This is a genomic window from Shewanella sp. (genome assembly GCF_047975355.1).
Lineage (GTDB): Bacteria > Pseudomonadota > Gammaproteobacteria > Enterobacterales > Shewanellaceae > Shewanella.
This window is the reverse complement of record NZ_JBKEDJ010000070.1, coordinates 33,804-56,655: the sequence shown is the minus strand read 5'-3', so window position 1 is coordinate 56,655 and position 22,852 is coordinate 33,804. Positions and strand designations below refer to the sequence as shown.

Genomic DNA, 22,852 nt, shown 5'->3' with positions numbered 1-22,852 from the left:
TGCGGATCATGGTAGCTTGATAGGAGTTCATCAATCACCACCGCATTCACACGCATCCACACACCTTCAATCTGAGCGAGTTTATCCTCTTGATAAAGCGTCGCGGCAAACAGCTTATTGAGTAAAGTTTCGACCGAGAGCTGCTCATTATCCGCCATCGCCCCTTGGCTGACGCGATTTAAGCGCTGTGGCATCAACAACTGACTCACAGTATGACGCGCTAACACTTCAGCCATTCCGAGGGGATCGCTAATCACCCCAAGCCCCGATTCGAATGACTCCCGCGTAACTTGATAATTTCCCGCTTTAGGCACCAGCGTATCGAGTAAGGTTTGAGGAACCGTTAAACTGGTCGCATCTAAGGTGCTGAGCAGTGCATCGAGGGCCGACAATTGTAACTGCGGCGCGATATAGCTCCAGCGAGCGCCCTCGCCGACGGATAGATAGTTGTAGTCTGTGCCGCCAATAAACTTACTGACCGCATCGATTTGGTAACGGCTAAGTAAATAGATAGGCACAAAGGCATCGGCTAGCTCACCCAGTGGCTCACCGGGTAAAAGGGCTGAGCTGCTAAAGCCTTCAATCCCCTTAGCGCGAATACGATTCAAATCCAGCAGCTGCGCGATAGGATCGTCACCGCTATCCCACAGGCTGGCATAGGCTTGGCTGGCATCCTTCTGGCGCGAATCGGCTTCGCCAATATAGCGCAGCCCTTTGCGGGCCACTTCGGCCAGTAACTGATTTTGCAGCGCTTGCTGAGCGGTGGCATCGCCTTCATCACTATAGCCGTACGCGATAGCAAAGTTATCCCATGGACCGACACCTACGCCATAAGGTGCTGATATATAAATGTCATTACCTTTCAGTAGGATCTTAGGATGGGGATAATCCATCACAGAGGCGTCCTGATTAGTCGACGCGGCAAAGTTATGATCTAAGCCTAAGGTATGGCCGACTTCATGGGCGGCGAGTTGGCGAATACGCGCTAAGGCTAAGTCATTAGCCGCTTGCTCGGCGGCGCTTCTATCACGCCAGCCTGCGGTTAACCCTTTGGCAATTAAGTAATCTTGGCGCACCCGCAAGCTACCTAAAGTCACTTGGCCTTTGATGATTTCACCGGTGCGCGGATCGGTTAACGCCGCGCCGTAGGACCATCCACGCGTAGCGCGGTGTACCCACTGGATCATGTTGTAGCGAATATCCTGCGGATCGGCATCGGGTGGCAAGAGTTCAACCTTAAAGCCGTTGATAAATCCCGCTTGGGTGAAGGCCGTTTCCCACCAGCGTGCGCCATCGAGCAGCGCCGAGCGGATAGGCTCTGGCACGCCAGGGTCGAGGTAATAGGTGATGGGCTTTACCACTTCGCTGGGCGCTGGGCCAGGATTCACCTTTTGCAGGCGGTGGCGCAAAATAAATCGTTGTACCAGTGGCGCCGAAAACGGCGTGGCATAGTCACGATACTCATCGGATAAATAGCCGCTCATAGGATGATAGGCGCGAGCTTGATAGCCCTCCTCGGGCAGCTCGACAAAGGAATAGCGCATCCGCACCGACATTAAAGTGCCATCGGGCGTGACCTTAGCCACTTGCTCACCCGCCGCATCGGCTTTAAAGGTAAGCTGCACATCCACATCGCTATTCTTTTCGAAGGATTTCACCCCGGCGGGTAAAATCGCCGAGCGGGTTAAATCGAGGCGATAACTCCCCTGCCCAGTGTGTTGCAGTACGCTGGCAACGCCGTGTAAATCATTGAGCATCAGCGAGCTAATCGTCACCATATCTGGCTTACCGTCGAGCAATTTGCCCTGCCACAATACCGAATCGGCAAAGGCCTCATTCACAGCGCGTTTTTCGGCGGCATCTTGAGTATTGGCACGATACTGAGTGTTCAGCTGCTTAAGCTGGATGTAGGGACCTTGGCGCTCAAACTGCACCATCCGCGTTTGGCCTAATTGACCACGGTCGAGACCGATATCGTTAGAACCGACCCCTTCTGGCAGGCTAGTCACCAAGAGAAAAGGTTGATTTAAACGGCTCACTTCGAGGTATAACTCCCCCTCGCTTGGCTCATAGTAAAGATTAAGAAATCCCTTAGCGGCTTGGCTCTGCTTAACGACCTTAATGCTCGGCAGATTCGCGGCGACACTCAGCGCGGGTAAACCTAAGAGTAGGATGGCAAGGGCTAGGCTATGGGGTTTCATCTTTCCTCCTGATTGGGCTGTCTACGTGGTCATGTTACACAATAAGTGAACCACGCGGGGCCATCATTGGCCCCGGGCAAACAATTAATGATGATTATTCTTGTGTTTTATCCAATGCGATAAGGTTTCAAACAGTTCAGTTAACACTATCGGCTTAGTGATATGGGCATTCATCCCTGCCGCAAGACTCTTTTCTCGATCGCCCGACATCGCATGGGCCGTCATGGCGATAATTGGCAGCACATCGGCACTAAAGCGTTCACGCAGTGCCCGCGCCGCGGTTAAACCGTCCATCACTGGCATTTGAATATCCATTAATACCGCATCGAAGGGGCGTGAGTCGATAATATCGAGGGCAATTTGGCCATTCCCTGCAACAACGACTTCGTATCCTGCGCTCTTTAACAGCTCAGTCGCCACCTGTTGGTTGATAAAGTTATCTTCCACCAAGAGCACAAGCCCAGTGTGGTCGCCCTCTTCTACTGGCACTTCATCAATAGGCTGCACCACATTAAGCCTTGGCTCATCGGCAAAGGCGGCGATGATCTCATCGAACAAACTCGATGCCTTAAAGGGTTTTTGCAACACGGCAAACACATTGGCACTATCGACCTCGAGTTGCAAAGGTTCTGCCGCGTAAGCGGTCATCATGATGATGATTGGCCGTTTCGCGATGCGGCCTTCGGCCACCATGGTATCAATGGCGGTGATCACATCGCCACCATCCATCTCTGGCATCATCCAGTCAAGCAACAATAAATCGATAGGATCCCGCGACAACTTATACAGCGCCTCGGCGCCGCTGGCGGCCGTATCCACCTCGAAGTGGAAATCACGCATCAGCGCCGAGTAAATTTGCAGCGCCGTCGGATTATCGTCCACCACTAAGGTGCGTAAATTATTGAGTTTTTCAGGCACAACTAAGGGCTCGACCTTAGCTTCTTCGGCAATTTCAAAGCTGATGGTAAAGCTAAAGGTACTGCCAACGCCTAACTCACTCTGCACTTGCATCTTGCCGCCCATCATGGAGACCAAATGCTTACTGATCGATAAACCTAATCCTGTGCCGCCGTATTTACGGGTGGTTGAACCATCGGCCTGGGCAAAGGCATCGAACAGTTTTTCCTGCTGATCTTTACTGATCCCAATACCCGTATCGCGCACCCAGAATTTTAAGGTAATACGATGGTCGCGCTCGCCCACATCTTCGCAGCCCAGTTCAATCTCACCGGATTGGGTAAACTTCACCGCGTTCGATAATAGGTTGATCAACACTTGGCCTAAGCGCAGTGGATCGCCCTTAAGAATAAGACCAGCTGTCACTGGCGCATACAGTAATAACTCGACGCCTTGCTCCTGCGCCTTAAGCGCGTTGAGATCGAGGGCATGGTCGAGCACTTTATCCAGCGGGAACGGCACTCGCTCCAACTCTAACTTACCGGCCTCAATCTTAGAGAAGTCGAGAATATCGTTAATAATCCGCAGTAATGATTGCGCCGAGAAACCGGCTTTTTCGAGGTAATCCTTTTGCTGCGCCGTCAGCGAAGTGCGCTGCGCTAACTGCAACATACCGATAATAGCGTTCATTGGTGTGCGGATTTCATGACTCATATTCGCCAAGAATTCACTCTTATACAGGTTCGCCAGTTCCGCGTCCTGTTTCGCCTCCAGCAGCGCCACCTCGTTGCTCTTATGGCGCGTGATGTCCTTATGGGTACCGACCATACGCTTAGGCTGACTATCGGCGGTAAACTCCACCACCCGGCCGCGGGAAAGCACCCAGTGATAACTGCCGTTTTTGCCTAAAATCCTAAACTCGATCTCATAGGCATCGACGGGGTTTTGCAGATACTGATTACGATATTCTTCGACCCGAATTCTATCGTCGGGGTGCGTCAGTTGATCGATAGCCGACACTAACGCAGGGAATTCATTGGGTTTATAGCCCAGCATCGAATAGTAGGATGGGTTGCAAATAATATGCTCCGAATCCAGATACCAGTCCCATAGACCGTCTTCTACCGCATCCATGGCTAAATGGTAACGCTCCTCCGAAAGCCGCAACTGCTCGGCGGACTCATACTCACGCGTCACATCGCGCCACACGGCAATTAAGCCTTGTAGCTCGCCACGGCGGTTATAGAAAGGCAGCTTCAGAGTGTCAAGCAACACTGGTTTACCCGCTAACTCGACCTTCTCTTGATAACGCAGCGGCGTGCGATCTTTTAAGATCTGCTCATCCTCGGCGCGAATACGAATGCCCATTTCTGGCGAGGTTAAATCCTCCGACGACAGACCAATCATCTCGCTTTCAGTGTAACCTAGCATCCGCTCGGCGGCCTTGTTACAGCCGAGGTAATTGCCTTCTTTATCTTTAAAGACAATGGCTTCTGGGATGGAGTCAAGCAAGGAGCGCAACAACGCATATTCACGCTCACGGCGCTCGGTCGCATCTTTTAACCGCTCGGTACGGCGCGCGACCAGTTTGTCGAGTCGCTTATTCTGCTCAGCCAAATGATGGGTATATTGTTTGTTTTCCTCAAAGATGCGGCTCACCAGCAAGAACCAAGGCTCCCACCCCGGAGTGATTTTTTCCGGCGGTTTACGCGGCTCTTGGGAGCAGCCCTCTAAGTGCGATAACAGCCGCGATGCAGGACTCACGAAGGAGCGGCGCGTTTGCCAGTGCACTATGGTTACCAGCACCGACAGGGCGATCACCACTAGGATAAAGGTCAGTTGCAGTTTTTCGACCGAATCTTGGAACAGGTCGTCTTCATTCTGCAGATACAACAAGCGCCACGGCGCGTTATGCAGCGCGACCGAGTGAATATAGTAACCGTTACGAATGATGCCTTCGTGGGCATCGAACAATTCGGACTCGGGAAGCGAATGCAGCTCAGACGGAATGCGCTGACTGATGTGATATACCCGATTGATATCAGAGCCATCGAAGTCACTGTGGGACAAAATATTGTTCTGCTGATCGAGCAGGATCACCGTCCCCGGCATCTTGAAGTACACCCGAATTTGCCGTGCCAACGAAGCCAAGGTCATATCGAGGTTAATGGACCCCATAAACTCATCGTCAAGATAAACGGGCACACCTAAGGTGGTCAGCAAGCCTTTACCCGTCGAATCAACGTAGGCCTCACTCCAAAACACACTGCGCTGTGGGTTCATCGCCGGAGTGGCGTATTGGAATTGTTTCTTATTGAGCAGCTCGTCCCTAAAACGCTGGTCACCGTTGGTCCAAGGGAAGTAGGACATCATCCGCTGGCGGGATAAATAATAAATTGCCGAGGCTTTAGGTGCGGCTTCTTTGGCGACAGGGAAAGACAGTGACACTTCAAACAGCATTTCCAGCTCTTGGTAGAACTTATCGCTGCGACCATCGAGGGAACCCGCGCCCGTGATCCGCCCCATATTGGTAAAGGGTTTCCCCCCCTTGGCGTAGTTTGGCTCTAAGGTAAAATACTGACCACTCTCGTTAAATTTGCCGTATTGCGGTAAACGCTCTTTACGCACCAACTCACCTAAGCGCAGGTGATCCACGGCCACATCCCGCAGACTCTTCACCGCGCGGATGCTCGACTCCAACAATAAGTCGATTTGTAATACGTGGCGCTCGACCTGCTCTTCACGCTGATCCATCTGCTGAGATTTCTGGCGATCGAAAAACATCCATGCCGTCAGTAACGACAGGACAATCACGCCGATATAAGTATAAAAAACAGCACGGTTATAATTCTTTTGGATCGGCGATTTTAGCTGGAGATCCGGCTCACTCGATTTCATCCACTACCCTTGATTGCAGCGCTTGATTTTAGCCATCGGAGGCAAAAGTGACTGGGTTCATTTATGGCTTCATATATTAGCAGGAAGAAACCCTGAGTCGCATCAAATAATTGCCGTACGAATGCTGTCAAAGTCTATGATTAGTTCATTGAAAAACATAGAAATGCGTAAAAACAAAGGTCCCACGAGTGAGACCTTTTGTAACAAATTAGTTAATGGTTAGAGATGTTCTTCGGCGTATTCGGCTAAGCGTGAACGCACCACCCCATTCAAGTACAAGTTTGCGCTGCCTTCGAAGTCTTTAAAACGTTCCACTATGTAAGTTAAACCCGAGGTCACAGCGGTGAGATAATTCGAATCGATCTGCGCTAAGTTACCGCAACAAATCAATTTTGTACCTTCTCCCATCCGAGTGATCATGGTTTTGATCTGCGATGCTGTCAGGTTTTGACATTCATCCAAGAGCACGATGGAGTTTTGGATCGAGCGGCCGCGCATAAAGTTGATCGACTTAAATTGGATATTCGCCTTCTCCATGATGTAGTTCAAGCTGCCAGTGGGATTCACATCATTCTTGTGCAGCACTTCTAAGGTATCGGTGATGGCCGCAAGCCATGGCATCATTTTTTCTTCTTCGGTACCGGGCAAGAAGCCGATGGATTCGGCAATTTCTGGCGTATTCCGAGTAACAATTACCTTATCGTAACGATTGCGCTCTACCACCAGCTCCAGCGCCGCCGCCATTGCCAGTAAGGTTTTACCGCAACCCGCTGGCCCAGTTAAGATCACCAGATCGATATCGGGATCGAGCAGCGCCTGCAGCGCCATACCTTGGTAAACATTCTTAGGTTTTACCCCCCAAGCCTCGAGGTTTTTTAAGCGCTCACGGCCCAGATCCAAAATGTGCAGATGGGTATCGCTACGCTCGGTGACGCGGCCACAAAAATCAGATTCGGTATCAATAAGATACTGGTTAATGTAGAAGGGTTCGTTGTCTAAATCTTTCAGTGGGACTTCGTGAATCGTATGTCGACCGTGGCGCTCGGTGGATACCTTGTTTAAATGCTCCCAGAAATTACCTTCGAATTGATAAAAACCCTTGCTGAGGAAACGAATATCATCGATCAGCTGGTCGGTTCGATAGTCCTCAACCAATTGAATACCCGCGCCCTTGGCCTTAAGACGCATATTGATATCTTTAGTGACTAACACCACGGTACGTGGATGGTGGAGGTTTTGCAGGTGCAGAGCTGTGTTGATGATACGATTGTCGTTGCCATCCCCCGGCAGGGCGCCTAGGGTAAAATCGACAAGATGATCAGGGAAAATAGACAGCGCCCCTATCGCATCAGCATGCCCTTCTCGACTCGGTAAAGGGACGCCATTAATGATTTGTTCCGGTGTGGTATCACCGCCTAGGGTATCTTCCAGCGCCCGTATGGCGACCCTAGCATCCCGACTCACATCACTCTTTCGATCTTTTATCTGGTCTAGCTCTTCTAGCACAGTCATCGGAATGACCACATCGTGCTCTTTAAACGAATAGATCGCCAAAGGTTCATGTAGTAACACATTGGTATCCAGTACAAACAACTTTCTGTCGTCTTGTTCCATGGCGCCTCCAGAGTGCTCGATTGTTTTTATGCTACATCTCTTTCCCGGTGAGTGGATATGGCTCCTATGTCAGTTGGCGAGCTAAAGAATGATCTTAAAGTTCAAGCCTCTACTTAATAAAGACGGCTAGCGGCTTAAACTAATATTGGCACCATTCTCCCTGAATGCCAACCGAATGAAGCTGTGTTTAAGTCGGTGACTCGAGGGCAGTGTAGGTCCCTCGAGATGACAGTAGCATGACAAATCATCGAAGGACTATAGAGAATTTTATTCACTGTTCAATTTGTAATCTAGTGTGCGGAGAATTAGGCTCTAACGGGTGAGAGGGCGATTCAAATATCCCTATTATTGATATAACATACGCGCCCTTTGTTAGAGTCCGCCAGAGATGAGAATTTAAGATGCCGTTTGCCTTAGGACAACGTTGGATAAGTGATACCGAGTCAGAGCTTGGTTTAGGAACAGTCGTACAAGTTGAAGGCCGTATGGTCACAGTGTTATTCCCTGCGACTGGTGAGAACCGTATGTTCTCGCGCAACGAAGCCCCCCTGACCCGTGTCATATACAACCCTGGCGATACGGTTGAAAGCCATGAAGGCTGGAGCCTCTCGGTTGAAGAACTCACCGAAAAAGACGGCCTCGTCGTCTACCACGGTATCCACAGCGAAACAGGTGAGAAAGCCAGTCTGCGTGAGACCCTGTTAAACCACAATATTCGCTTTAACAAACCGCAGGATCGCCTGTTTGCCGGTCAGATTGACCGCCTCGACCGTTTCGGTATTCGTTACCAATGCCAGTTACTGCGTCATCAATTGGCGACCTCAGATTTACTCGGCTTACAAGGTCCACGCGTTGGCCTAATCCCTCACCAGATGTGGATTGCCCATGAAGTGGGTCGCCGTTATGCGCCGCGTGTATTGCTGGCTGACGAAGTGGGTTTAGGTAAAACCATCGAAGCGGGTCTGATTATCCATCAACAACTGCTCACTGGCCGCGCCGAACGAGTGCTGATTATTGTGCCGGATACCTTGCGTCACCAGTGGTTAGTGGAAATGCTACGCCGCTTTAACCTGCGCTTCTCTGTATTTGATGAAGATCGTTGTGTCGAGGCCTTTGCCGATCACGACAACCCTTTCTACACCGAGCAGTTAGTGATTTGTTCACTCGAATTACTGCGTAAAAAGAAACGTCTCGACCAAGCACTCGATGCCGACTGGGATCTGCTGGTCGTCGACGAGGCTCACCACTTAGAGTGGACCGAAGAAGCCCCGAGCCGTGCCTACCAAGTGGTTGAAGCATTAAGCGAAGTAGTGCCTGGCGTATTGTTATTAACTGCAACGCCGGATCAACTCGGCCATGAGAGCCACTTTGCGCGCCTGCGCCTACTCGACCCGGATCGTTTCTACGACTACGATGCTTTCCTCGCCGAAGAAAACAGCTACAAAGATGTCGCCGTTGCCGCCGAAGCCTTAGCGGGCGACGGAAAATTATCCGATGCCGCCATCAACAGCCTCACCGAATTACTCAGCGAGAAAGACATAGCGCCGAGTATTCGTTTAATTCAAGCCGAAGATATCGACAGCGAGCTGCAACAAGCGGCTCGCAGCGAACTGCTGCAAGAATTACTCGATCGCCACGGCACAGGCCGCGTGCTTTATCGCAACAGCCGCGCCTCGGTAAAAGGCTTCCCGAAACGTATTTTCAACGCCTATCCCCATGCAATGCCTGAGCAGTATCTTACTGCTGCCCGTGTGAATGAGATGATGGGTGGCCGTAAGACCTTAGAAGCGAAAGCGGCACAAGCCCTAAGCCCTGAAAAGCTCTACCAAGAATTTGAAGATAACAGCGCCAGTTGGTGGAAATTCGATCCTCGCGTGGATTGGTTAATCGAGTTTTTAAAGTCGCATCGCAGCAAAAAAGTGCTGATCATCGCCAGCGGCGCCGATACCGCCCTGAGCTTAGAAGAAGCCCTGCGTACCCGTGAAGGCATCCAAGCCACCGTATTCCACGAAGGCATGTCGATCATCGAGCGCGACAAGGCCGGTGCCTACTTCGCCCAGGAAGAAGGTGGTGCCCAAGCGTTGATCTGTTCTGAAATCGGCTCCGAAGGTCGTAACTTCCAGTTTGCCAGCCACTTAGTGCTGTTCGATCTGCCATTAAACCCAGATTTATTAGAGCAACGTATCGGCCGTTTAGATCGTATTGGGCAAAAGAACGATATACAAATTCACCTGCCTTATCTGCAAGATACCGCGCAGGAACGTCTGCTCAACTGGTATCACCAAGGTCTGAATGCTTTCGAGCTGACCTGTCCAAGTGGCCATGTGCTGTACAGTGAATTTGCCGAAGATCTATTGAATGTTCTCGTCGGCGGGGATGAAGATGAGCTGACCAATCTGCTCAACCACACCCAAAGCCGTTACAAAGAACTGAAACACGCTATGGAGCAAGGCCGCGATAAGCTGCTGGAAATCAACTCCCACGGTGGCGATAAAGCTAAGGCGATTGTCGAGCGTTTAGCCCAAAGCGATCAGGACACTAAGCTGATTGGTTCGGTGATACGCTTGTGGGACATTATCGGTGTCGATCAAGAAGATAAAGGTGAAAACTCTATCATCCTGCGCCCAAGTGAACACATGATGTTCCCAACCTATCCGGGTCTGCATGAGGATGGCGTAACGGTCACCTTCGACCGTGATACCGCGCTGTCCCGTGACGATATCGCCCTGATCACCCAAGAGCACCCATTAGTGCAAACAGGCTTAGATCTAATCACTGGCTCTGACACAGGCACGACTAGCGTCGCGATTTTGAAAAACAAAGCCTTACCCGCGGGCACCCTGTTCTTAGAACTGATCTACATGGCGGATGCTTCGGCTCCTAAATCCAGCCAGTTATATCGTTATCTACCACCGACGCCTATCCGCGTACTGCTGGATAAAAACGGCAACGATTTGTCAGCTAAGGTGGATTACACTAGCTTTGACAAACAGTTAAGCGCGGTAAACCGCCATATTGGCAGCAAGTTAGTCACAGCTTCACAACCGATTCTGCATCCGTTATTTGCTAAGGGTGAAGAATATGCCCAAGCCGCGGTGAACGAGTTAGTGGCGCAGGCGCGTGAGAAAATGACCAGCCAACTGACGGGCGAATTAGACCGTTTAGAATCCTTGAAAGCGGTTAACCCGAATATCCGTGAGGAAGAGTTAGAATACCTGCGTAATCAAATGCAGGAACTGAGCACTTACCTCGACGCGAGTCAGCTACAGCTTGATGCGATTCGTATGGTATTGGTTAGCCATGTCTAATCCTGATTGACGCTAAGTTAGAGGCAAAATTGACTCGCTTAAGCCAATGATAAAAACGCCCAGCAAATTGCTGGGCGTTTTATTTTCTCAAATATAAATGTCTCTTTGGAATTGATGTTATATCTACACAGCTGTGGCGATCACTGCCCTAAGCAAAAATTGCTTCTGCTACGCCGCTTCAGGTTATACTCTAGCTAATTGAATTTATGAGACTACACAGGTGGTTATCAATTCTATGGCGCGTATTATCCCCTCAGTATTGAGTCTAATCTTAGCTCTCTCCAGTGCGAACTTACTCGCCGCCGATCCCAACAGCCAAACTCCCGAGCCTAGCACCGAAGCTGCTCAGCCAAAGCCTAATGAACTGACACCCCTTAAAAGAGCGAGCAGCTATTTACCCGCTAATGAAATCAAGCAGATCACTATAGATGATCAGCCGCTCGAACTCTTAGTCCGTTCATGGGAAGGTCGCAAAAAACTCGGCGCGGCGATTATCTTACCCGCCACTAATGGCACCGCCGATGCGCCCGGATTGATGGCCTTTGTCAGACGTAATATCAATGCTGCCGGCTGGGCCAGTTTAAGCCTCACACCGCCCACAGAGCCGCCAGCACCTAATTTTGCCACTGCCGCGACCGAAATTACTTCCCCGGGTTCGGCCCAATTAAGCAGCCCTTCCAATAAACCGAGTCAAAAGGTAAAGCCGGAGGAGAGCAATAAGCATCTGCTCGAGCAAGAAGACTTTTTAGTCAAGAGCATGTCACAGCTTGACAGTGTCGGCACCGACTTCCCCGGCAAAAGGGTATTGATCACCGCAGATCAAAGCGCGGGATTATTAATAAGCCTATTAAGCCAAAAGAAAATTGCCGATCCAGATGTATTAATTGTCATCAATCCCTACAGCGAGGATGAGACGCGCAACCAAGCCATCGCCGAGAAGCTGGCTAAGCTCACTATGCCGATACTCGATATTCAATCACCCGATGGCCACCCCGCCTCGTTAGAAACGGCGGAGCAACGTAAAACGCTGGCCGTGACCTTAGAGGCGCCGAATTATCGGCAAACGACACTGGCATTGAATCTGGATAACGAGAGTGCATGGCAGAATTGTTTAGCGGCCATTAGAGGATTCGCCGCTCGCATGAGCGGCGCCTATTGAGGAGTGAGCCTTTGTAAACCCTAAGCAATCCATCGCCACGGTTTTCTTGCCAACTAAATCGCGCCTGCTACCAACCCGATTGGCGATCTTGATAGGCTTTGGTGGGATCCTTCAGCTGACGAGTCGCCGCAATCGCGCGATTTTTCCCGAGTAACAATCTCACTTGGCTCCACGACTCACGGCATAAAAGCGCTCGAATCGAAGCCGTCCAACTGCGGTTAATACTCAACTTAATTGCCGCCGCCGCATCGGGGGAGGTATTGAGAAGCTCCTGAGCCAATTGCTGCGCGCTTAACATAGGGTTATCGCTGAGCTGAGTGACTAGCCCTAAGCTTTTAGCCTCTTCTCCCGATAACACTTTTGCAGTCAAACTGAGTAGCATCGCTTGATCCTTAGGCATGATTTGCCGCAGCGCCACTAAGCCCGCCATATCAGGCACTAGCCCCCATTTGGCTTCCATAATAGATAACTTGCTGTCGTGGCTCGCAATTCTAACATCTGCGCCGAGGGCGATTTGCATGCCACCGCCGTAACAACAGCCCTCTAATACGGCAATCACAGGCACGGGTAAACGCTGCCAGCCGAGTGATACTCTCTGTGCTAAGTTGGCATTGCCTGGTAACCATTTAAACAGCAATTTGAATGCTTGCATCGGCGCCGACATCACGCTCTTAACGTCCAGCCCCGAGCAAAAATTGCCTCCAACCCCAGATAAAATCACTAGTCGTATACGCGGATCCGATTTAATACTTTTGATCGCTTTATCCAACTCGCTAAACATTAAATAATTAATTGCATTATATTTTTCTGGTCGATTGAGCTGGACATAAGCAATGCCATTCTCAATCGTTACTTGCACACAAGGCACACTCATGAAATATTCCGTTACTGGTCAGTCCAGAACGAATGTTAACACGTCTGGAAAAATTCACCAAAAGATGTAACATGCGCCTAAATTTTGACATTCATCAAAATACTGTCGACTGTCATTAAGTTTTAATGAGTGATTATGTTAGGCTCCACCTAAAGCATGAGAACCTCAAATGTATTAATCCCTTATGTTCAACCCTGGGTGCAACTTGTCGTTTTTACGAGCCATCATCTTTGAACATCGGTTGCATAACCAACGACGCGACTTACCTACAAATTTGCAAAATCGTACTGAGCTGAACCCTAAGGGTAAACATCTTATTGCAGAATTGAGCGTCAACATATTCGCCAAGACTGATGCTCTGTTTGCAACAAGTACTCGAAATTTGATTTGATTATCTAAGGTTTTTTACCGCCAACGCCTGGTGCTAAAGAGATAAAAAAATTGAATTAACAAATAAAATCTATAGGTTACATATAGATGATATCAATCAAACTTGCCCGAAGTGCTTAATTCGTCATTCAAAGATTAAGAATTAGTGTTATCTTCAATAAATGGGCAAATAAGGATCTGTAGTCAGCATGACAATCTCTGTACTCATCTGTGACGATTCCGCCATGGCGCGCAAACAAATGGCTCGCACCCTCCCAAAAGAATGGGATGTCGAGATCACCTATGCCACCAATGGTGCAGAAGGCTTAGATGCCATTCGCGCAGGTAAAGGCGAAGTCGTCTTCCTCGATCTCAATATGCCAGTGATGGACGGTTACGAAGTGTTGCAAACTGTGCAGCAAAACGATCTCCCCGCGCTGATTATTGTGGTCTCGGGAGATATTCAGATCAAAGCCCATGAACGGGTTAAAGCTCTGGGTGCATTGGATTTTATTCAAAAACCCGTCAGTGCCGATGCCATCAGTAATATCCTGCAGGAATACGGCATCCTCACCTTAACGCAGAAAGATCAGGCGGAAGAAACGCCAATGATCAAAGTCGATATGCGTGACGCTTGCCAAGAGATCGCCAACGTCGCCATGGGGCGAGCCGCCGATCTGCTAGCCAAACTACTCGATGTATTTGTGCTCTTACCTATCCCGAATGTAAACGTGCTCGAAGTCAGCGAGCTGACGATGGCACTCAAAGCAACGGAAGAAAGCTCAACAGTTTCAGCTCTTTGCCAAGGGTTTATTGGTGCAGGTGTGGCAGGTGAAGCCTTGCTACTATTCCATGATTCGAGCTTTCAAGACATGGCAAAACTCATGGGACTCGCCAATCCCGAAGACATCAGCACAGAGATCGAGGTCCTGATCGACACGGGTAACGTATTGATTGGCGCCTTCCTTAACGGGATCTCTGAACAGCTCGATATGAAGTTCAGTCAGGCTCATCCAGTAGTATTAGGCCGGCACTGCACTGTGAACGATCTTATCCATGATAATTCGGAAAAATGGCATAGAACCTTAGCAATGGAGATTAACTATCGTATTGAAAACCATAATGTTCAATGCGATTTGTTACTGCTATTTACCGAAGACTCTATTCCGACGCTCAGTTATAAGCTCGGTTATTTACTCGATTAATCAGTTGGATTTTACCTTATGTCAAACGATCAAAGCGCAATGAACGAACTCCATTGGCTTATCGATATGGTGCAAACCATAGAAGTGGGTCTAGTGGTATTAGATCGCGATTATAATATCCAACTGTGGAACGGCTTTATGGAAAACCATAGCGGCGTATCCCCAAATTCGATTAAAGGCCAAAACCTGTTTACCCGTTTTCCTGAGCTGCCCGCCACTTGGTTAAAGCAGAAGATGGAATCGGTTTTTATGCTTAAAAATCGAGCATTTATCAGTTGGGAACAAAGACCCTACGTTTTTCAATTTAAAAACTACCGCCCCATTACTGGACGCGCCGATTTTATGTACCAGAACGTGACGCTGTTGCCTCTGGCCTCATTAACCGGAAAAATCACCCATATCAGCGTGATTATTTATGATGTCACCGATATCGCCGTCAACAAGCTACAGCTCAAGGCCGCCAACGAACAGTTAGAACGCCTCAGCCAGACCGATGGCCTGACACAGCTGCATAATCGTCGCCATTGGCAACAATGCTTAGAGCATGAGTTTGATCTCTACGCCCGTTATTCGGGCATGTCCAGCTTGGTGATGATAGACATAGACCACTTTAAAAAGATCAACGATACCTACGGCCATGTCGCGGGTGATAAGGTCATTCAACATATCGCCCATATCTTAAGCCACTCACTACGGGAAACAGATTGTGTCGGCCGCTATGGTGGCGAAGAGTTTGCGGTGGTCATGCCCAATACTAGTGGCGCTGATGCCATCAATTTTACTGAACGTTTGCGGGAAAGAATTGCCGACTCCACCATAGTGTTCGAAGGGTTGAAGATCAAAGTCACAGTCAGCCTAGGGGTGTGCGAAATAGGTAAACATATTACCAGCGGCTCAAGCTGGATTTCCTGCTCAGATAAAGCCTTATACGAGGCGAAGCAGAAAGGTCGTAATTGTAGCGTCCTGCATACGGCGCAAACCTCTGCCTAATAAAACAAAAAGCCCATCATAGATGGGCTTTTTGTTACTGAAATCTCAATGGTCGCGAACTAGTGCGGGAAACCGTCATCTTCTTCGTCGTCACCTTCTTCATCGTCGATATCATCGCCAACGAAGTAGGTGCCCCAGCCATCGTAATCCACTTTTTGCTTAGCCGCGAGTTGCAGTAACTGCTCGGTCGCTTTATCCAGTAAAGCCACTTCTAACTTGTGGTAAGCAATAGCATCGAAACAGAAAATCACTGAGCCATCTTCCAGTTCCATTTCTTCGGCATCGTTGACTTCGAAACCGAGTTTAAATGCATCAACGGCGGCTTTTTCTAAACGATCGAAGTTGCTGGATGAGAAATGGTGCTCAATGGTGTATTCCGCATCTGGCTCTGAGCCATCGTCAAGCAGGGCTTGCACTATGTCGCGATTCTCGGCAAGTTGGGCTTTTAACTGACTTTCAATAGACATGGATTTGTCTCCGTAAAGGTAAAACTGGCTCAAATTGGCGCTATTATACGTCATCGCTTTCGAGAGTTTTACCCATTAATGTTGCCGCTTCACGATTTATCTCGTTAAATTTTGCCGACATAGTCTCATACACTTGGGCCGAAAAGGCTTTTACATCGGCTTTATCTAACCCTGCGGTAGGAATAGGCGCCATCATCTCGATGATCACCACGCCGTTATCCCAACGATTCAAATTAATATGGCTCTGGCAAGAGGCCAGCACTGGCACTATCGGCACACCTGCGGCAAGCGCTGTATGGAAAGCGCCCGCTTTAAAGGGAAGCAAACCGCGGCCACGTGAGCGGGTGCCCTCGGGGAAAATCCATACGGATAAACGGTTCTGCTTAATCTTTTCCGCAGTTTTGGCCATGGTATCGAAGGCACTGTTACGATTTTTTCTATCGATCAGAATATTGCCCGATAACCAGTAGATCAGCCCAAATAACGGGATCCACACTAAGCTCTTTTTACCTAAGCTGACAGTGCTTTTCGGCACGGCTTTAGTATGAGTGAACAGATCGAAGTTATTTTGATGATTCCCTAAAAAAATGTAGGGGCCATCCTGCACCTCTTTATGCCGACGCACTATGACTTTAAGCCCTAAAATAGGGGCCACGGATGAAAAGATCTTGGCGAACATATGTACATTGTCACGGTGACGAGGCCGCAATAAGCAGACCAAACCACCAAAAATAAACGCGAGTAACAATGACACAGCCAACAACACAGATCTGACGATTAACAGCACGACATACTCCAAGGATGAAAGTGGCGACAGTATAGCCACCAAGCCCTAGGGACTCAATATAATGTTTACATCTGTAAGCTGAGTTACTAACAATCCAAACAAAAGCCCATCGACACTGATGCAATAATGCGTATCGATGGGCTTTTAAATCAATATCTAAGCTTAAAATGCTAAGCTAAAGACCTAGTTTGGAGCATGACTCACTGCCGCCGCTTTACTTAAGCCTAAACGGAATACTAGTGCGCTGATGGCCAAGGTCGCGACAATCGCCGCCCCACTGGGTAAGTCCATCGTTGCCGATAGCACGAGACCGAACAAGTAACCCGCAAGACCGACTATGTAAGCATAAAACAAACTGTTTTTACCTTGGTATTTGTTAAGAGCAAGCGCAGGCAGGATCAGAGTGCTAAACACTAAATAGACCCCCACCAGCTCAACAGACAAGGTAATAACAAGCGCAAACAGTAGATAGAATCCAGCACCATTTAAGATCTGTGGACGCAGAAAAATCACCGCTAACACTGCCGCATAAACCACAGCAGGTAACACTAATTGCGACCAACTCACCCAAAGGATCTGGCCCGACATCAATTGCTTTAACAGCTCAGCCCCGTGGGGATCGTTCGCCAGCAATAGCATGGCCGCCACCGCCGACAACACGTAAAAGCAACCTATCATCGCCTCTAGCTCACCCGCCATCCGCTTAGATAACCAAGCGATAAAACCCGCCCCCGCTAGGGCGAATAAGGCTGGCATCCACACATTAGAAAATGGCATCTCTTCTAACCTGTGGTCCATGTGCGCCACAATCGCCCCTAACGCGGCGACTTGAGCAATGGCTAAATCGATAAAGATGATCCCACGCTTAAGCACTTGTTTGCCAAGTACAATATGCGTTGAGAGCACTAAGATCCCCGCCGCCAATGCTGGCAGCAGGATCGACATCAGTTCCAGATCCAACATAGGCTTATTTCACCCCGTTTAAGAGGGCAATCGCACTGTCGTAGAGACTAAAGAGATCTTGACTCGCATCATTGCCACCTACCGACATTGGCAACATAAGTACTGGTAGATTAGCCTTTTCACCCAACCACTTAGCACCACGCTCATCCTGATAGGACGCCACAACTACCGCCAGGATATCGCCATGCTCGGCGCGACTTAGCAGGCTCGCTAAGTGGCCACTGGTCGGTGCTAAGCCGGGTTTTGGTTCTAAATCTGCCACTTGCTCTATACCCAACCAGTTAAACAGATATCTAAAACTGGTGTGATAGGCGATAACTTTTTTGCCTTTTAACGCTTTCGCCTGTTCTTCCCAGCGGGGAATCGCCGCCTGCCAACGAGTGCTAAAGTCCGCTAGGGCCTTTTGGTAATTCGCCGCCTCACTCGGGTCGAGTTGGCTCATCTTAGCGCTGAGCGCATTCGCGACGGATAGCAGACGAGTTGGGTCAAAGTGGATATGCGGATTCCCCTTAGCATGCACATCGCCCATGCTGCGGTCCACACTCGCTAATTTATCTAAGGTATCGATTTGATCGGCGGCGAAAAACAGCCCCTGTTCGGTAGAGCGAACCTTAGCGTTGGCCGACTTCATCTGCAGCATAGGCAGCCAACCGATTTCTAAATCGGCACCCGCACACACCACTAAATCCGCTTGGCGCATTTTGGCGATCAAACTCGGACGCGCCTGCACTTGATGCGGATCCTGCAGGGCCGTCGTTGCCGAATAAATGCTGGCATTCGGTGCCAGCTCTTTGGCCAATGCGGCATATTCGGGTTCACAGGCAAACACATTCAGCTCAGCATGGGCCAAACCAGAACAAGCGAAAGACAGGGCCGCAGCGGCCGCTTTAATAAAATTAGAATTGATGCGCACCGTGGGCCCCCAGAGACATAATGTATTGAATAGTGAAAACATTGTCGTCTTCGATTCCATCGAAGTTAGGTCCCTTCTGATTGGTGTACTGGAAACGTACCGTCGAGAAATGGCTCGAATGCCACGCCAGACTCACCTCAGATTCCTTTAACTTCTGTCCATGGAAATGATCGCCATGGAGCTCTTGTGTATCCACCTCACCGTAACGCACACCCGCAGACCAGCTAGGGGTAAACTGATACACACTGCTTAGGTACCAACCCTGGTGATAATCTTTGCTCGGCGCATCTTCGGGATGAAGATCGCTCGGCACAAAGTCAGTCACGCGGTAATACTCGCCGCTTAGCGTCAGGTTTTGGTATTTATAGTTGCCATTTGGCGCCCATTTATACACAACATCAGCACCATAGGTGTTTTTACCTGTGTAAGAAGCCGCATGGCTGTGGTCATGGCCTTCTTCTACTGCTTCATCTTCGTGCTCGTCACCCTCTTCATGGGCTGTCACTTGACCGTTTTCGTTACGTAGGTAACTCAATCCCGCCTGCCATGAGCTGTTGTCACCAATATCACCACCGATTTTGGTGTAGAAGGTGTAAACGCCCACGTTTTTAAACTCACGTTCACCGTGTTCATCGGCGGCGCGCATGCTCTCGCCCTTAAAGGCCTCAGCACCTAAGGTCCAATACAGATCCGTTGGCGCCACAAAGTTTAAGCGCACACCGTCGTCAAAGTAATGGCCACCGAAAAATGCACGGTAGGCAATCGGGCGATCGGTGAATGAATCTGTATGTAAATGCTGGTTATTTAAATAACCGATATCCGATAGGAAACGTCCGCCACGGATCGAAAAGCCCGCTGGCATCGCCATGGTTTGAATAAAGGCTTCTTCGAGATTAAGTTCAGTCTCACCGTCGTGCATCTCAACGACAGCGGTTACTTTGCCATAAAACATATCGTCGATATTGGCACTCATCGCCAGCTCAGTTTCACCTAAGCCAAAGCCTTCAGCGGTTTCAGCCAATGGACGCTCGGCCGTTTGGTAGTAGCCATTGAGTACTGCGCTAATCGCTGGGTTGGTAAGGCTCGAATCTTCCGCTAACAGTGCCGGCGAAACGAAGGCACACGCCAAGGCCACCAAAGAAATTCGGTTGTTCAAAACAGTCATGATATCTCCAAAATACAACTAGCACTCGATGACTCGGTAAAGTCACCAAGAAATACAATAAGTTAAAATGTAAACGTTGATTTAACGGAGAACAGGTGGCGCGCGGCTTAGGTAAACACTGACGTGTTTAGAGAAGGTAACGGGTAAGACAAACTCACAAACATCAAATCGCTGTATCGCTAAATTCAGCGTCAGAGGTTGTGTTAAGAGGATCTTATTAAACTGATGTTGATGGAAGCACAGAGTACAGTGCGTCTTCGCACCATCATCAAGGTGAGTCACACTATGGGCTGAGGCAACAAAAGACAGCAACACCAATACGGCGGCAAGCCATACCGAAATTGTGCGTCTTATGTGACTGTGCAGTCTCACTCAGTCGTCCCCATAGTAAAAAAGTGGCACAAGTTTAAGTCAGGCCACTAGCAAGTTGCAATAAGGTAATACCCTAGCAATGCGTTACAAGATATTTACCATTGCAACTTTTGTAGGAAACATTATGCGATAAAAATGCGTCAAAGTTAGCAAAAAAGGTTATTTAAGATTTACTTAAGTCAGTAAAACTATGATGTGCTCGGTGTGATACCAGCTCAATGTAGAATCCATTCAATCCAGCAAAAGGCAACCAAAATGCTAGCATTCTTTCGTGAAAACTTAGGATTAATCTTAGGGATAGTGATTTTCGGCGCAGTAATTTTGGGCGGGATTTATTACGTAGAACACTCATTAGAGAGCCAAGAACAGGTTGTTCAATAACAGGCCTCCCTGTAAAAACAATGTCGAGCCTTTGTGGTAAAACCCTGCACGGCTCGACAGGATTAACCCTGTGTCATCCCCTCTCTAGCGATACTTTTGTCGTTGATCGCTATCGTCTTCCTTCTCTGGCGCCTCAATGGTCTGTAATTGGTCCATAAAATGGCTCACCAGCAGCAACATCACACAGAAGATCATCACAGGGATCAAAAAATGCCGCGTCGAGGCATCAAAGTAACTGTATAACCCTGTCAGCACACTCGCATAAAAGCCAAATAATTTTAACTTCAACAATTTAGGACTATGCCCCAGCCAAGCGGAACAATGGGGACACTGCACTTGAGCGTGAAAGCCTTTGCCACGCTGTTGAGTAATTTGAGCAATTTTAATCGACTGATGGCAATGGGAGCACAGCATTTAGAGTAAATTCCTAGACATGGGGCGCTAAGTTTACCAGATCTCCCCCCCGCTCAGTCGAACTAATTAGCGCAGTGGTTTCAAAACCTCATTCCCACAGCCAAAGCTGCCAACCAGCGCACAAATTTTATACTCAGATAGCATTTTCTGCTGCTGCGATTTTACAGTGTTTAACTCAACTCCTATTATGTACCTACCTATTTTTATTGAAGATAACGCCTATGCGCCGCTCACTAATATTCATACTCGCCCTCAGCTTTCCCATGCTATTGAGTACCAATGTTTCCGCAGCTGATACAGAACCGGTAACAGCCGCTCAAACAGCTTCCATCCCTAATGAAGTCCAAATCGAATTAACCACATTGCAAACTGCGATTAAAGAGGACATTGCGCGCTTAGCCGACTCCCAAGGTGAATTGCGCACCATTGTTGAATATCGCATTCAAAATAAGACCTTACAGTTACGCAATAAGATTAAACTTTTGTTAGAAGATGGCAGCTACGATAAAACCTTTATGCTGACGCTCATCCAAGAACAGCTGAAATTTAATCTGAAAATCAATGACTACTTCAATGATATAGTCAACAAGTTATCCCACACACTCGGCTCGGCGGATGATGAGGCAACCTTGCTCGAGATCTCCAAGCGCGAGCTAGATAAGGATAACAACTACAAACAACGGCTCGAGACCTTAAATTGGCTTAGCCAAATGGGCGAAGATGTGGCGGCGCAAAAAACCGAGCTGACCCAAATTCTCTTAAGTCGCGCCGATAACTTCGATAGCTTTGTCACTTTTACCCAGCAACAGCTGCAAAATGCGGTCAACGCCGCCACCAATGCCGGTAAAGACGTGACCGCAGCGCAAACCAGTCGAGTCATGCAATTAAAAGATAGATTGGCACTCAACAGCCAGAGCCTTAGCATAGATATCGACTTACTCGATGCGTTAGACCAAAACACCGCCTCACTGAAAAAGACCCTGTTCAGTATTTCCGGCGATATCACCCAGGATGTGTTGAGCATAGATGTGGCCTCAAGCCTAGTCGAGCAATGGCTGCACACAGCCAAAGAACAGTCCATAAACCATGGCCCCACCTTAGTCTTTAAGTTATTTATCTTCTGCATGATCCTATTTGTCGCTAGCCTTGCGGGCAAACTGGTGAAGAAGATTGTGAGCAATACGGTCAGTAACTCAAAGTTAAATTTCAGTAAGTTACTGCAAGACTTCTTTACCTCACTCTCGGGCAAAGCGGTCTTTACTATCGGTGTGCTGATTGCCCTTTCCCAGCTTGGCATAGAGTTAGGCCCCTTACTGGCAGGCTTTGGTATCGCCGGTGTGATCATAGGTTTCGCACTGCAAGATTCACTCTCCAACTTTGCCTCGGGCATGATGATTTTGATCTATCGCCCCTACGATGTGGGTGACTTGATTAGCGCGGCTGGCGTAACTGGTCGAGTTAGCCATATGAGCTTAGTATCCACAACAATTAAAACGTTAGATAACCAAAGGCTTATCATTCCAAACAATAAGATTTGGGGCGACACCATTAACAATATTACCGCCGAACATCAACGCCGCGTCGACATGACCTTTGGTATTGGATATGGCGACAATATTGAACATGCCGAAGCCGTGCTTAAGTCAATTGTGGAGGCGCATCCTAAGGTGCAAAAATTCCCGGAACCGCTCATTAAGCTGCACGTTTTAGGGGAGTCCTCGGTCGACTTTATCGTTCGTCCTTGGGCCAAACCCGAAGACTATTGGGATGTGTATTGGGATATTACCCGCGAGGTGAAAATGCGCTTCGATGCAGAGGGCATCAGCATTCCTTTCCCGCAGCGCGATGTGCATATTTATCAAACCAACAAATAGC

At 48.8% G+C, this 22,852-nt stretch carries 17 protein-coding genes; 6 read left to right on the top strand and 11 right to left on the bottom strand.

Annotation, left to right across the window (positions count from 1 at the left end):
- The 3 genes from ACK5NH_RS17400 to ACK5NH_RS17390 form a co-directional block, all read right to left on the bottom strand.
- Positions 1-2,201 (bottom strand): zinc-dependent metalloprotease (locus ACK5NH_RS17400; protein ID WP_416922111.1); only part of this gene is annotated, 2,201 nt, incomplete at its 3' end.
- A gap of 84 nt (positions 2,202-2,285) precedes the next feature.
- Entirely contained in the window at positions 2,286-5,996 is a 3,711-nt protein-coding gene (locus tag ACK5NH_RS17395) for a response regulator (RefSeq protein WP_416922109.1), read from the bottom strand.
- 219 nt (positions 5,997-6,215) lie between these two features.
- Positions 6,216-7,610 (bottom strand): PhoH family protein, encoded by a 1,395-nt coding sequence (locus tag ACK5NH_RS17390; protein WP_011627270.1) that lies wholly within the window; start codon positions 7,608-7,610, stop codon positions 6,216-6,218.
- Positions 7,611-8,011: 401 nt separating this feature from the next.
- Here ACK5NH_RS17390 and rapA point away from each other — a divergent pair, with 401 nt between their 5' ends.
- Positions 8,012-10,918 (top strand): RNA polymerase-associated protein RapA, encoded by a 2,907-nt coding sequence (gene rapA / locus ACK5NH_RS17385; protein ID WP_374913075.1) that lies wholly within the window; start codon positions 8,012-8,014, stop codon positions 10,916-10,918.
- Positions 10,919-11,153: 235 nt separating this feature from the next.
- Positions 11,154-12,077, top strand: a complete 924-nt coding sequence (locus ACK5NH_RS17380; protein WP_416922115.1) for a DUF3530 family protein — start codon at positions 11,154-11,156, stop codon at positions 12,075-12,077.
- Positions 12,078-12,144: 67 nt separating this feature from the next.
- On the opposite strand, the gene ACK5NH_RS17375 is transcribed toward ACK5NH_RS17380, so the two are convergent.
- On the bottom strand, positions 12,145-12,951 hold the full coding sequence (locus ACK5NH_RS17375; protein WP_416922106.1) for a crotonase/enoyl-CoA hydratase family protein: 807 nt from the start codon (positions 12,949-12,951) through the stop codon (positions 12,145-12,147).
- A 578-nt stretch (positions 12,952-13,529) separates the two neighbouring features.
- On the opposite strand from ACK5NH_RS17375, the gene ACK5NH_RS17370 reads away from it, so the two are divergent.
- Positions 13,530-14,525 carry a response regulator gene (locus ACK5NH_RS17370; protein WP_011621374.1) on the top strand — a complete coding sequence of 332 codons (996 nt, stop codon included), beginning with the start codon at positions 13,530-13,532 and terminating at the stop codon, positions 14,523-14,525.
- An 18-nt stretch (positions 14,526-14,543) separates the two neighbouring features.
- Complete coding sequence (locus tag ACK5NH_RS17365) at positions 14,544-15,515, top strand: GGDEF domain-containing protein (RefSeq protein ID WP_416922103.1); 972 nt, start codon at positions 14,544-14,546, stop codon at positions 15,513-15,515.
- A gap of 59 nt (positions 15,516-15,574) precedes the next feature.
- On the opposite strand, the gene rraB is transcribed toward ACK5NH_RS17365, so the two are convergent.
- The 6 genes from rraB to ACK5NH_RS17335 form a co-directional block, all read right to left on the bottom strand.
- On the bottom strand, positions 15,575-15,982 hold the full coding sequence (gene rraB / locus ACK5NH_RS17360) for a ribonuclease E inhibitor RraB (RefSeq protein WP_011715766.1): 408 nt from the start codon (positions 15,980-15,982) through the stop codon (positions 15,575-15,577).
- Between the two features lie 43 nt (positions 15,983-16,025).
- Entirely contained in the window at positions 16,026-16,769 is a 744-nt protein-coding gene (locus ACK5NH_RS17355) for a 1-acylglycerol-3-phosphate O-acyltransferase (protein ID WP_416922101.1), read from the bottom strand.
- A gap of 183 nt (positions 16,770-16,952) precedes the next feature.
- Positions 16,953-17,732 carry a metal ABC transporter permease gene (locus ACK5NH_RS17350; RefSeq protein WP_416922099.1) on the bottom strand — a complete coding sequence of 260 codons (780 nt, stop codon included), beginning with the start codon at positions 17,730-17,732 and terminating at the stop codon, positions 16,953-16,955.
- Between the two features lie 4 nt (positions 17,733-17,736).
- A complete protein-coding gene (locus tag ACK5NH_RS17345) occupies positions 17,737-18,645 on the bottom strand; it encodes a metal ABC transporter solute-binding protein, Zn/Mn family (RefSeq protein WP_416922097.1) in 909 nt (302 codons plus the stop codon).
- Positions 18,629-19,810, bottom strand: coding sequence for a hypothetical protein (locus ACK5NH_RS17340; RefSeq protein ID WP_416922095.1), 1,182 nt, complete (start codon positions 19,808-19,810; stop codon positions 18,629-18,631). Before ACK5NH_RS17340 ends, ACK5NH_RS17345 begins: the two co-directional genes overlap by 17 nt.
- An 81-nt stretch (positions 19,811-19,891) precedes the next feature.
- On the bottom strand, positions 19,892-20,182 hold the full coding sequence (locus ACK5NH_RS17335; protein ID WP_416922093.1) for an ABC-type zinc uptake system zinc chaperone: 291 nt from the start codon (positions 20,180-20,182) through the stop codon (positions 19,892-19,894).
- Positions 20,183-20,437: 255 nt separating this feature from the next.
- Here ACK5NH_RS17335 and ACK5NH_RS17330 point away from each other — a divergent pair, with 255 nt between their 5' ends.
- Complete coding sequence (locus tag ACK5NH_RS17330; RefSeq protein WP_011627280.1) at positions 20,438-20,563, top strand: hypothetical protein; 126 nt, start codon at positions 20,438-20,440, stop codon at positions 20,561-20,563.
- Positions 20,564-20,647: 84 nt separating this feature from the next.
- Here ACK5NH_RS17330 and ACK5NH_RS17325 read toward each other — a convergent pair whose 3' ends face one another.
- Positions 20,648-20,977 carry a hypothetical protein gene (locus ACK5NH_RS17325; protein ID WP_037430156.1) on the bottom strand — a complete coding sequence of 110 codons (330 nt, stop codon included), beginning with the start codon at positions 20,975-20,977 and terminating at the stop codon, positions 20,648-20,650.
- A 221-nt stretch (positions 20,978-21,198) separates the two neighbouring features.
- Here ACK5NH_RS17325 and ACK5NH_RS17320 point away from each other — a divergent pair, with 221 nt between their 5' ends.
- Positions 21,199-22,851 (top strand): mechanosensitive ion channel family protein, encoded by a 1,653-nt coding sequence (locus ACK5NH_RS17320; RefSeq protein WP_416922090.1) that lies wholly within the window; start codon positions 21,199-21,201, stop codon positions 22,849-22,851.
- Position 22,852: the final 1 nt, after the last annotated feature.

Coding starts and splice junctions, on each gene's coding strand:
- ACK5NH_RS17395 (WP_416922109.1), bottom strand. CDS start 5,996: ATGAAATCGAGTGAGCCGGATCTCCAGCTAAAATCGCCGATCCAAAAG.
- ACK5NH_RS17390 (WP_011627270.1), bottom strand. CDS start 7,610: ATGGAACAAGACGACAGAAAGTTGTTTGTACTGGATACCAATGTGTTA.
- rapA (WP_374913075.1), top strand. CDS start 8,012: ATGCCGTTTGCCTTAGGACAACGTTGGATAAGTGATACCGAGTCAGAG.
- ACK5NH_RS17380 (WP_416922115.1), top strand. CDS start 11,154: ATGGCGCGTATTATCCCCTCAGTATTGAGTCTAATCTTAGCTCTCTCC.
- ACK5NH_RS17375 (WP_416922106.1), bottom strand. CDS start 12,951: ATGAGTGTGCCTTGTGTGCAAGTAACGATTGAGAATGGCATTGCTTAT.
- ACK5NH_RS17370 (WP_011621374.1), top strand. CDS start 13,530: ATGACAATCTCTGTACTCATCTGTGACGATTCCGCCATGGCGCGCAAA.
- ACK5NH_RS17365 (WP_416922103.1), top strand. CDS start 14,544: ATGTCAAACGATCAAAGCGCAATGAACGAACTCCATTGGCTTATCGAT.
- rraB (WP_011715766.1), bottom strand. CDS start 15,982: ATGTCTATTGAAAGTCAGTTAAAAGCCCAACTTGCCGAGAATCGCGAC.
- ACK5NH_RS17350 (WP_416922099.1), bottom strand. CDS start 17,732: ATGTTGGATCTGGAACTGATGTCGATCCTGCTGCCAGCATTGGCGGCG.
- ACK5NH_RS17340 (WP_416922095.1), bottom strand. CDS start 19,810: ATGACTGTTTTGAACAACCGAATTTCTTTGGTGGCCTTGGCGTGTGCC.
- ACK5NH_RS17330 (WP_011627280.1), top strand. CDS start 20,438: ATGCTAGCATTCTTTCGTGAAAACTTAGGATTAATCTTAGGGATAGTG.
- ACK5NH_RS17325 (WP_037430156.1), bottom strand. CDS start 20,977: ATGCTGTGCTCCCATTGCCATCAGTCGATTAAAATTGCTCAAATTACT.
- ACK5NH_RS17320 (WP_416922090.1), top strand. CDS start 21,199: ATGCGCCGCTCACTAATATTCATACTCGCCCTCAGCTTTCCCATGCTA.